The sequence below is a fragment of the Nocardiopsis codii genome, assembly GCF_036327455.1.
Lineage (GTDB): Bacteria > Actinomycetota > Actinomycetes > Streptosporangiales > Streptosporangiaceae > Nocardiopsis > Nocardiopsis codii.
Map to the genome: position 1 here is coordinate 177,676 of NZ_JAUZMY010000013.1, position 10,422 is coordinate 188,097.

Below are 10,422 nucleotides of genomic sequence, written 5' to 3' on the forward strand. Positions count from 1 at the left end.
CCCCGTGTCAGCCCACCCCGTCAGGAGGTACCGGAGGCCGCCCGGTCAGGGCGTCCCCGTCCCTGCGCCGCCGGAGGCCGCGGACCCGTTGGCCGACCCCCCGGCGGCGGCGCCGGCGGTCGCCGCGCCGAACGCGGCGTCCGGCGGCGGCGTCAGCCCCATGTGCGCCCAGGCCTGCGGGGTGGCGACCCGCCCGCGCGGGGTGCGCGCCAGGAAGCCGGACCGGACCAGGAACGGCTCGGCCACGACCTCCACGGTCTCGGCCTCCTCCCCCACCGACACCGCGAGCGTGGACAGGCCGACCGGGCCGCCGCGGAAGCGGTTCATGAGGACGTCGAGGATGGCGCGGTCCAGCCGGTCCAGGCCGAGTTCGTCGACCTCGTACAGTTCGAGCGCGGCGCGGGCGGTCCGCAGTGACAGGTGCCCGTCGCCCCGCACCTCGGCGTAGTCGCGCACCCGGCGCAGCAGCCGGTTGGCGATACGGGGCGTCCCGCGCGAGCGCCCGGCGATCTCCCGGGCCGCGTCCTCCGCCAGGGGTGCGCCGAGCAGCCCGGCGGAGCGGTTCAGGATCTGCTCCAGCTCCTCGGGCGAGTAGAAGTCCATGTGCGCGGTGAACCCGAACCGGTCGCGCAGCGGGGCGGGGAGCATGCCCGCCCTGGTGGTGGCCCCGACCAGGGTGAACGGGGCGATCTCCAGGGGGATCGCGGTGGCTCCGGGCCCCTTGCCGACCACGACGTCGACCCGGTAGTCCTCCATCGCCACGTAGAGCATCTCCTCGGCGGGGCGGGCCATCCGGTGGATCTCGTCCAGGAACAGCACCTCGCCCTCCTGGAGGGTGGACAGCACCGCTGCCAGGTCGCCGGACCGCTCGATGGCGGGGCCCGAGGTGATGCGCAGCGGGGCGCCCATCTCGGCGGCGACGATCATGGCCAGGGTGGTCTTGCCCAGACCGGGGCCGCCGGACATGAGGATGTGGTCCGGGGCCCGGTTGCGCCTGCGGGCGCTGTCGAGCACCAGGGAGAGCTGTTCGCGCACCCGCTTCTGTCCGACGAACTCGTCCAGGGCGCGGGGGCGCAGGGCCCCCTCGACCTGGCGGTCGTCGAGGCTGGCGTCGGAGGAGACCGCCTCGCGCTCGTAGGGGGCGGGCTCGTACGCCTCGCGGGGCTCGTGCGGTTCGTGCATGGGGTCCATCCCTCCCTCCTAGGCGCGGCTGAGCCTGCGCAGAGCGGTACGCAGCAGGACGGCGACGTCCGTGGACTCGGACTCGGCGGTGACGGCCGCCGCGGCGGCCTCGGCGTCCTTGGCCGACCAGCCGAGGTTGACCAGGCCGGAGACGACCTGCGCGCGCCGGGCGGAGTCGGACACCCCCGCGGGGGCGCCGTCGGCGGGCGGCAGCGTGCCGTCGCCGAGGACCGGCGACTCCAGCTTGCCCGCCAGTTCGAGGACGATGCGCTGCGCGCCCTTCCTGCCGATGCCGGGCACGCGGGTGAGCGCCGCGGTGTCCTCGGTCGCCACGGCCTGGCGCAGGCCGGCCGGGCTGTGGACGGAGAGGATGGCCAGGGCCAGGCGCGGCCCGACACCGGAGGCCGTCTGCACCCGCTCGAACAGGTGCCTCTCGTCGTCGTCGGCGAACCCGAACAGGGTCAGGGAGTCCTCGCGGACGATGAGGCTGGTGGCGACGGTGCCGGTCTCGCCGACGTGCAGCCGGGACAGTGCGGAGGGGGTGCACTGGACGGTCATGCCGACCCCGCCGACGTCGATCACGGCGCTGCCCGCGCCACGTGCGGCCACCCGGCCGGTGAGGAACGCGATCATCTCGTGCGGGCACCGGGGGCGGCGCCCTTCTCCTTCCTGGGGGCGGGGAACTAGCGGCCGCGGGTACGGCGGGCGAGTTCCACCTTGCGGGCGAAGTCCTGTGCGGCCTGTGCGACGCGCGCCTGGGCCCCACCGCGCCAGATGTGGCAGATGGCCAGGGCGACGGCGTCCGCCGCGTCCGCGGGTCTGGGGGGACCGTCGAGTCCGAGGATACGCGCCACCATGGTGCCGACCTGTGCCTTGTCGGCACGGCCGCTGCCGGTGATGGCGGCCTTGGCCTCGCTGGGGGTGTGCAGCGCGACGGGCAGGCCCCGCCGGGCGGCGCACACCAGGGCGATGCCGCTGGCCTGGGCGGTGCCCATGACCGTGCTGAGGTTGTGCTGGGCGAAGACCCGCTCCACGGCGACCGCGTCGGGCTGGAACCGGTCCAGCCACTCCTCGATCCCGCGCTCGATGCCGACGAGCCGCTGGGGGAGTTCGGTGTCGGGGCTGGTGCGGACGGCGTCGGCCCCGAGCAGGGTGAGCGGTTTGCCGATGGCCCCCTCGACGACACCGACGCCGCACCGGGTCAGCCCCGGGTCGATCCCCAACACTCGCACTCCGCACACCCTCGCTCGTCTTCGCACAGCCGGTCGAACGTCCGTTCGCACCATGCTAGCGGTGGGCACCGACCCCCGCCGTCCGCCCGCCCGGGCGTGTCGCCGCCCCGCCGCCGCTTCCCCGGCGACGGCGCGGCGGCTCAGTCGAGCCCGGGGCGCGCTCGTCCCGCCGCTCTCCGCGGCCTTCACGGCGTCCGCGGAGCACGGCTTCCACGGCCTGGGACAGCGGATGGTCCTGACGGTCGGACTCTCCTGGTTCGCGGCCGCCGTGTGGTTCCTCCTGCGCTCCACCGCCCGGAAGGACCCGTCCCGGGGGCGGGCAACGGGAAAGGGGTGGACGGAGGCCGAACCGCGTGCTAAGTTCACCTCAGATCGAGAAAAACTCAGACTGAGAAGAACAAGGAACCGCACGTGACCGACGCCAGGACGCCACCGCACGACGGGCCGGAGAGCCGGTTCCTCTCGGGCTACGACCCCCACGCCTTCGCCCCCGCGGCGGTCACGGTCGACGTCGTCGCCCTCACCATCCGGCCGGAGGGCGACGCCGGGGAGGACGGAGCGCGGAGGGCGGGCACCCCCCACGTGCTGCTGACCCGGCGCGCCGCCCACCCGCAGCGCGGCTGGTGGGCCCTGCCCGGCGGGTTCGTCCGGGCGGAGGACGGGCCGGACGGCCCCGCCGACCCCGACCTGCCCGACGCCGCCCTGCGCGTGCTGTCGGAGAAGACCCGCCTGCCCACCGAACTGCACCTGGAGCAGCTGGGCACCTACGGGGCGCGGGGCCGGGACCCCCGCATGCGCGTGTTCTCGGTCGCCCACATGCTCCTGGCCCCCGACCTGCCCGACCCCCACAGCGGCCGCGACACCGAGGAGGCGGCCTGGGTCCCGTGGAGCGGGCTCGGACTCGGACTCGGCGAGGACACCCGCGCCGACCGCGACCTCGCCTTCGACCACGGGCGGATCATCGCCGACGCGGTCGAGCGCGCCCGCTCCAAGCTGGAGTACACCGCTCTGGCCACCGCGTTCCTGCCGTCCGCCTTCACCATCACCGCGCTGCGGGAGGTCTACCAGGCGGTGTGGGGGCGCACACTGCACGCCGCCAACTTCCACCGCAAGATCCTCGCCACCCCCGGGTTCGTGGAGGACACCGGGGAACTCGCCGAGCACGGCGGCCCCGGCGGCGGACGCCGCGCCCGCCTCTACCGGGCCGGGGGCGCCGCGCTCCTGCACCCGCCCCTGCTGAGGAGCACCCAGTGACCGGGGCGGGACGACCGCGACGGGGACCACGCCACCACGCACAGGAACGGAGGACCTGATGGGCACGGAACCGCACGACACCGCAGCCTTCGACGCGGCGCTGCGCGCCGTCACCATGGCCGAGGACCCCGTGGCGCTGTTCGGCCCGGTGCCGGCCGGCGGCGGAGACGTCCCCCGGGCCGCCACTGCCGCGTACCGGCGCCTGGCCCGCCTCGTCCACCCCGACCCCGCGCCCGGGGGGCGCCGCACGGAGGCCGCGTCGGCCTTCACCCGGCTCACCGGGCTGTGGAGCCTGTACCGCGACATGGTCTCCGGGGACCTGGGCTTCGACGACCTCAACCTCGTCACCCGCACACGCGGCTACCGCGTCGCGGCCGGGCGTATGGCCCGGGGCGACGTCGCCGACCTGTACCCGGTGCGCTACCGCGAGGGGACGTGGCACGACGCCGTGCTCAAACTCCCCCGGTCCCAGCGCGACAACGACCTGATGGAGGCCGAGGCGACCGCACTGCGCCGCCTGCGCGAGAAGGGCCACGAGCACTACCGGGCGTTCGTCCCCGAACTGGTGGAGTCGTTCAAGCACCGCGACGCCGCGACCGGCGTGGAGCGGCGCGCGAACATCCTGGGGCGGCTGCACGGGTTCCACACTCTCGCCGACGTGCGCCGCGCGTACCCGCAGGGGATCGACCCGCGCGACGCGGCGTGGATGTGGCGGCGGCTGCTGGTGGCCGTCGGCAACGCGGCTCGGGCCGGGGTCGTGCACGGCGCGGTCGTGCCCGAGCACGTGCTCATCCACCCCGCCGAGCACGGGCTGGTGCTGGTCGACTGGTGCTACTCGGTGACCGCGCGGACGCCGCGCACCGCACCCCACGTCCCGGCGATGGTGCCGGGCCGTGAGGAGCTCTATCCGCCCGAGGTGGCCGCTCGCCGCCCGGCCCTCCCCCAGACCGACATCCACATGGCCACCCGGTGCATCGAGTTCGTCTCCGGCGGCCACCTGCCCCGTGAGCTGCGCTCCTTCGCACGCGGCTGCACCCTGCCCGCGCCCGAACGACGGCCCCGCGACGGGTTCGCCCTGCTCTGTGAACTCGATGACGTGCTGGAACGCCTCTTCGGCCCGCGCCGGTTCCGCCCGTTCCACATGCCGGAACCGACTCCCCCCACAGCACCGGTTCCCTAGACCACCGGCCGCCCGCACCGGACGGCCGCGCCCCGACCCACCACCCCCGAGAAGGAGACCACCCATGGGAAACAGCAACTGGTCCACCGACGCCTACCACGCGCGCCAGGCCTACAACTCCTCCGTCGGATCCAGCAGCTTCGGCTACACCGACGACGTGCTCTCGTCCGCCCCCCGCAACACGTGGAAGACCCACCCGAGCCTGAACCCCAAGGGCGTCGGCGTCCGCGAGAGCCGCGACTCCGACGAGCACCCCAACTCGCTCGCCATCTCCGTGCTGTTCGACGTCACCGGCTCCATGGGCAGAGTGCCCCGCATCCTCCAGACCAAGCTGCCGGACCTGTTCGGGCTGCTGCTGCGCAAGGGGTACGTGGAGGACCCGCAGATCCTGTTCGGCGGGATCGGCGACGCCACCTGTGACCGCGCCCCGATCCAGATCGGCCAGTTCGAGTCCGGGAACGAACTGGAGGACGATCTGGGCAACATCCTGCTGGAGGGCGGCGGAGGGGGCCAGGCCACCGAGTCCTACGAGCTGGCCATGTACTTCATGGCGCGGCACACCTCGATGGACTGCCTGGAGAAGCGGGGACGGCGCGGCTACCTGTTCATCATCGGCGACGAGATGGCCTACGCGGCGGTCAAGGAGCGCGAGGTGCGCGACGTGATCGGCGACGACGTCCCCGGGAACATCCCGTTCCCGCGGATCCTCGCCGAACTGCAGCGCAGCTTCGAGGTCTTCTTCATCATGCCGACGGGCAGCCACTACTACAACGACACGAGGGTCCGGGGGTTCTGGGACACCCACCTCGGCCAGAACGTGATCTACCTGGACGACATCGAAGCGGTGTCGGAGACCATCGCCGTCACGGTGGGACTGGCAGAGGAGGCCATCGACCTGGAGGAGGGGCTGTCGGACCTGGCCGAGGCCGGTTCGAACGCCGGGGCCGCGGTCGGCAAGGCGCTGCGCCCCCTCTCCTTCTCACGCGGCACGGTGGTGGTCGCGCCGACCCCGGGCGGCCTCGCCGGAACGGACGCGGGCGGGGTGGACCGGCTGTGACGGGGACTCCTCCGCCGTGGTCCGACGGGAACGCCGTCGTCGTGGACCTGGGGTTCGGCGACGCGGGCAAGGGCGTGACGGTGGACCTGTTGTGCGCGCGACGGCGCTTCGGCGCCGTCGTGCGCGCCAACGGGGGCGCGCAGGCGGCGCACAACGTCGTCGCCCCCGACGGTCGCCACCACACGTTCTCGCAGTTCGGGGCGGGGACCCTCGCCCCGGACGGGCCGGTTCCCACGCACCTGTCGCGGTTCGTGGTCGTGGACCCGTTCGCACTGGCCGCCGAGGCCCAGCACCTCGCGGAACTCGGGATCCCCGACCCGCTCTCCCTGGTCACGGTGGACCGGCGGGCTCTGGTCAGCACGCCCTGGCACCGGGCCGCGAACCAGGTGAGGGAACGGGCGCGCGGCGCCGACCGGCACGGCTCCTGCGGCATGGGCGTGGGCGAGGCCATGGCCTACGCCCTGGCCCGGCCCGAGGACGCGCCGACCGCCGGGGACTGCGAACACCCGGGGCTGCTGCGCCGCAAGCTGCGACGCCTGGCCGACCACCTCGCCGCCGTGCGGCGGGAGGCCGCCCGCGCGGGCGGGGCGCCGGAGGAGGCCGGGCCGGACGCGGACCCGGACGTCGAGGAGTGCGTGGCGGCGTACCGGGCGTTCGCCCGGCGGGTGCGGCTGGTGGACGAGTCGTACCTGCCGGAGCTGCTGGCCCGCACGCCCGTGGTGTTCGAGGGCGCGCAGGGCGTGCTGCTGGACGAGTGGCACGGGTTCCACCCGTACACCACGTGGTCGACCACGACCACGGCCAACCCGTTCGCGCTCCTGGCCGAGGCCGGGCGGCCAGGTGACGCACGCCGGATCGGCGTGGTGCGCACCTTCACCACCCGTCACGGCGCGGGGCCGCTGGTGGCGGAGGACCCGGCGCTGGGCGCGCTCCTGGTGGAGCGGCACAACGGCACGCACCCGTGGCAGGGCGTGTTCAGGGTGGGCCACCTCGACCTCGTCGCGCACCGGTACGCGCTCGCGGCCACGGGCGGCGTGGACTCCCTGGTGGTCACGCACGCCGACGCGCCCGCCCGCGCCGGGGACCGGCTGCGCTGGTGCACCGCCTACACGGGCCCGGACGGAGGCCCCGTGGAGCTCTCCCCCGGCGACGCGCCCCCACCGGACCACCCCGCCCTCCGGGCGCACGACGGCAGCGGCCCGCACCCCCGGGACGCCGACCGCGCAGCGGACCACCTGGCACGGCAGGAGCGTCTCACCCGCGCCCTGGAGTCGGCGCGGCCGGTCCTGTCGGCGGCCCCCGCCGCCCCGGCGCGGGCGATCGCCGACACGCTGGGCCTTCCGCTGGAGGCGGTGTTCTCCGGCCCCACCAGGGCCGACGCCCGTGTCCCGGCCACGGCCTGAGGCGGTGCACCCGTCCGGGAGCGGCGGCTCCGGGTGCACGCGTCCGCCGCCCGGCCCGCGGGAGGGCGGGCCGTGTCGCACCCGCGGCGGAGAGGGGGCCCGGGTTAGCGTTGCGCCGTGGCTTCCATCTCTGATCCCCGGGTCCGCGACTTCCTGCTCGAGGGCACCCGCACGGGCAAGCTCGCCTACGTCGCCTCCGACGGCCGTCCCCTGGCGGCGCCGGTGTGGTTCACGGTCGAGGGCGACGAGGTCGTCTTCAACACCGGCAAGGACACGGCCAAGGGGCGGGCCATCGCCCGCGACCCCCGTGTGACGCTGGTCGTGGACCTGGAGGAGGCGCCGTTCGGCTTCGTGCAGGTCCAGGGCGAGGCCTCCGTGTCCGAGGACCCCGGCGAACTCGTCCGGACCGCGACGGTGATCGCGCGGCGCTACATGGGCCCCGACAAGGCGGAGGAGTTCGGCCGCCGCAACGGCAGCCCCGGTGAGCTCGTGGTGCGGGTGCGACCCACCAGGGTGCTCGCCGCCTTCGACATGACCGCCTGAGGGGCCGGTACGGCGCTCAGCCGACCGCGTGGGCGACGAAGGCCTGCGCCCCGGCGGTGAGGGGGCCGCGCCTGCTGATCAGCGCCACGTCCAGGTGATCGGTGGGGGCCAGGTCGAGGACGAGCGCCCCGGCGCGTTCGGCGAGGTCGCGCCAGGCGTCGGTCACCACGGCGAACCCGGCCCCGGCCAGCACCAGCGGCAGGACGGAGAGGCGGTCCTCCGTCTCCACCGCGATGTGCGTCTCCAACCCGTCGGCGATCAGGTCGTCGACGAACCGGCGCATCCCCGACCCCCGCTGGCCCACGATCAGCCTGCGGCCCGCCAGCCGCTCGACCGGTACGGGCTCGCCCTCCAGGAAGGGGCCGTCCCTCGGGGCCAGGAGCACGAAGTCCTGCCGGACCAGCGGCCACACGCGCACCTCGGTCTCCGGGAGCGGCCCGGCCGTGGCCACCACGCCCAGTTCGCAGGCGCCGGTGCGGACCATGTCGACCGCGTCGCGCGTGGTCAGCGCCACCCGGACGGACACCGACATCCGCGGGTGGAGTCCCGTGAAGCCCGAGACCAGGTCGGTCAGCGGCTGGATCGCCTGGGTCGGCAGGGTCGCCACGTCCACCCTTCCGCGCCGCAGCCCCTGGGCCGCCTCGACGGCGGAGCGGGCCAGGTCCAGGCCGCGCACGGCCTCGCGGGCCGGTTCCACCAGTGCGTGCCCGGCCCCGGTCAGGACGACCCGGCGGCCGATCCGGTGGAAGAGGTCGCTGCCCAGGTCCCGCTCCAGCGACCGGAGCGCCTGGGAGAGCGAGGGCTGGGACAGGTGGAGGGCGGTGGCCGCGCGGTTCACGCCGCCGTGGTCGACCACGGCCAGGAAGTACTCCAGCTGTCGGACGTCCACCGCAGAGCTCCCGTCTCCTTATAGGCCTGGCCTATCAAAGGTATCGGCAGACGGTCTTGGACGCGCGCCCCGCGGACTGCTGGGATCGGTGCATGAGCGAGCCGCCGGCGACCGGGGCCTCCCCCGCGGCGCGGACGCGACGGGGGCGCGGGCCGTGGGAGGCCGTGCACCGGACCGCGACCGTCCCCTCCCGGGGCTCCGCGACACCGGCGGGTCGCCGCCCGGGACCGCACCACGGCGCCGGACACGCCGCCGCACGAGCCCACCACCCTCGACAGCACACGAGCCCCCACACCCACGGGAGACCACATGAAGCACTACCGCGTCGCCACGATCCCCGGCGACGGGATCGGCAAGGAGGTCCTGCCGGCCGCCCGCGCCGTCCTGGACCGTGTCGCCGCCCACCACGGCCTCTCCCTGTCCTACGACGAGTTCGACTGGTCCTGCGAGCGCTACCTGGCCGAGGGCGCGATGATGCCCGAGGACGGCCTCGACCGGATCCGGCACCACGACTCCGTCCTGCTGGGCGCCGTGGGTTGGCCCGGGGTGCCCGACCACGTCTCCCTGTGGGGGCTGCTCATCCCGATCCGCCGGAGCTTCCGGCAGTACGTCAACCTGCGCCCGATCTCCGTCCTGGAGGGGGTGCCCAGCCCGGTCTCCGGCGCACGTCCCGGCGAGGTCGACTTCGTCGTCGTGCGCGAGAACAACGAGGGCGAGTACTCGCAGATCGGGGGTCGGGCCTTCGAGGGCACCCCGGAGGAGACGGTCGTCCAGGAGTCGGTGTTCACCCGCAAGGGCGTCGAGCGGGTGCTGGAGTACGCCTTCGACCTGGCCGGGCGGCGAGGCGGGCGGCTGACCTCGGCCACCAAGTCCAACGGGATCGTGCACACCATGCCGTTCTGGGACGAACTGGTGGCGGAACGCGCGTCCGCCCACCCGGACGTGTCCTGGGAGCAGGAGCACATCGACGCCCTGGCCGCGAAGATCGTCCTGGCCCCCGCACGGTTCGACGTGATCGTCGGCTCGAACCTGTTCGGGGACATCCTCAGCGACCTCGCCGCCGCCGTCGCGGGCGGGATCGGGGTCGCCCCGTCCGCGAACCTCAACCCGGAGCGCGAGTTCCCGTCGATGTTCGAGCCGGTCCACGGGTCGGCCCCCGACATCGCGGGCCGGGGCCTGGCCAACCCGCTGGGCGCGATCTGGTCGGCGTCGATGATGCTCGATCACCTGGGCCACGCCGAGGCGGGCGCACAGGTCATGGACGCGGTCCGGACCGTGCTGGCGTCCTCGCCGGTGCGCACGGCGGACCTGGGCGGGACCGCGGGCACGGCCGAGTTCACCGCCGAGGTCATCGGCAAGCTCCCCTGAGCGCATGCACCCGGGCCGGTCGGACCACGCCGGAAGGCGCGACCCGGGAGTGTGCGGTGGTGAGGCGGATCGGGAGGTGATCGGGCCGCTGCTACCGCGCGGTCGGGGAACACGGCGCCCCTGCGGGCCCCGGCCCGTCGCCGGGGGACGCCGTTCGGCCCCGGTACGCGCAGGCCGGGCCGCCGCCGTCGGCCGGGCGCCGTCCCGCCCCGGTCCGCGGGGGCTCGCCTGTCCGGGCTGCGAGCACTGTGGCCGGGGTTCCGCCGTCGTACCCCCGGGTCTTGTTCTGACAGGACAACAGGGGCACGATGCGT

The 10,422-nt window shown here is 74.7% G+C and carries 10 protein-coding genes; 6 read left to right on the plus strand and 4 right to left on the minus strand.

Going from position 1 to position 10,422, the window contains the following annotated elements; translation table 11 throughout:
* Positions 1-45 precede the first annotated feature (45 nt).
* Genes ruvB through ruvC form a run of 3 tightly spaced genes read right to left on the minus strand, consistent with a single transcriptional unit; the run spans position 46 to position 2,414 of the window.
* Positions 46-1,191: a Holliday junction branch migration DNA helicase RuvB gene (gene ruvB, locus Q8791_RS15295; RefSeq protein ID WP_407942004.1), complete on the minus strand. Its 1,146-nt coding sequence runs from the start codon at positions 1,189-1,191 to the stop codon at positions 46-48.
* A gap of 9 nt (positions 1,192-1,200) precedes the next feature.
* Positions 1,201-1,815, minus strand: coding sequence for a Holliday junction branch migration protein RuvA (gene ruvA / locus Q8791_RS15300; RefSeq protein WP_330092361.1), 615 nt, complete (start codon positions 1,813-1,815; stop codon positions 1,201-1,203).
* A gap of 50 nt (positions 1,816-1,865) precedes the next feature.
* Positions 1,866-2,414 (minus strand): crossover junction endodeoxyribonuclease RuvC, encoded by a 549-nt coding sequence (gene ruvC, locus Q8791_RS15305; RefSeq protein ID WP_330092362.1) that lies wholly within the window; start codon positions 2,412-2,414, stop codon positions 1,866-1,868.
* Positions 2,415-2,825: 411 nt separating this feature from the next.
* Here ruvC and Q8791_RS15310 point away from each other — a divergent pair, with 411 nt between their 5' ends.
* The 5 genes from Q8791_RS15310 to Q8791_RS15330 all read left to right on the plus strand — a co-directional run bounded on the left by Q8791_RS15310 (position 2,826) and on the right by Q8791_RS15330 (position 7,851).
* A complete protein-coding gene (locus tag Q8791_RS15310) occupies positions 2,826-3,668 on the plus strand; it encodes an NUDIX hydrolase (protein ID WP_330092363.1) in 843 nt (280 codons plus the stop codon).
* A gap of 58 nt (positions 3,669-3,726) precedes the next feature.
* Positions 3,727-4,848, plus strand: a complete 1,122-nt coding sequence (locus tag Q8791_RS15315) for a J domain-containing protein (protein ID WP_330092364.1) — start codon at positions 3,727-3,729, stop codon at positions 4,846-4,848.
* Between the two features lie 64 nt (positions 4,849-4,912).
* The gene (locus Q8791_RS15320; RefSeq protein WP_330092365.1) at positions 4,913-5,905 is read left to right on the plus strand and encodes a hypothetical protein; all 993 of its coding nucleotides are present in this window, start codon (positions 4,913-4,915) and stop codon (positions 5,903-5,905) included.
* A complete protein-coding gene (locus Q8791_RS15325; RefSeq protein ID WP_330092366.1) occupies positions 5,902-7,308 on the plus strand; it encodes an adenylosuccinate synthetase in 1,407 nt (468 codons plus the stop codon). The genes Q8791_RS15320 and Q8791_RS15325 overlap by 4 nt, the downstream gene beginning before the upstream one ends.
* A gap of 117 nt (positions 7,309-7,425) precedes the next feature.
* A complete protein-coding gene (locus Q8791_RS15330) occupies positions 7,426-7,851 on the plus strand; it encodes a PPOX class F420-dependent oxidoreductase (RefSeq protein WP_330092367.1) in 426 nt (141 codons plus the stop codon).
* 16 nt (positions 7,852-7,867) lie between these two features.
* Here Q8791_RS15330 and Q8791_RS15335 read toward each other — a convergent pair whose 3' ends face one another.
* Entirely contained in the window at positions 7,868-8,740 is an 873-nt protein-coding gene (locus Q8791_RS15335; protein ID WP_330092368.1) for a LysR family transcriptional regulator, read from the minus strand.
* Between the two features lie 309 nt (positions 8,741-9,049).
* Between Q8791_RS15335 and Q8791_RS15340 the strand changes: the two genes are divergently transcribed.
* The gene (locus Q8791_RS15340) at positions 9,050-10,108 is read left to right on the plus strand and encodes a tartrate dehydrogenase (RefSeq protein WP_330092369.1); all 1,059 of its coding nucleotides are present in this window, start codon (positions 9,050-9,052) and stop codon (positions 10,106-10,108) included.
* Positions 10,109-10,422: the final 314 nt, after the last annotated feature.

What these genes read in the sequence shown, in the direction of transcription:
- ruvB (WP_407942004.1), bottom strand. Translation starts at nt 1,191, where the DNA reads ATGGACCCCATGCACGAACCGCACGAGCCCCGCGAGGCGTACGAGCCC.
- Q8791_RS15340 (WP_330092369.1), top strand. Translation starts at nt 9,050, where the DNA reads ATGAAGCACTACCGCGTCGCCACGATCCCCGGCGACGGGATCGGCAAG.
- Q8791_RS15320 (WP_330092365.1), top strand. Translation starts at nt 4,913, where the DNA reads ATGGGAAACAGCAACTGGTCCACCGACGCCTACCACGCGCGCCAGGCC.
- ruvA (WP_330092361.1), bottom strand. Translation starts at nt 1,815, where the DNA reads ATGATCGCGTTCCTCACCGGCCGGGTGGCCGCACGTGGCGCGGGCAGC.
- Q8791_RS15315 (WP_330092364.1), top strand. Translation starts at nt 3,727, where the DNA reads ATGGGCACGGAACCGCACGACACCGCAGCCTTCGACGCGGCGCTGCGC.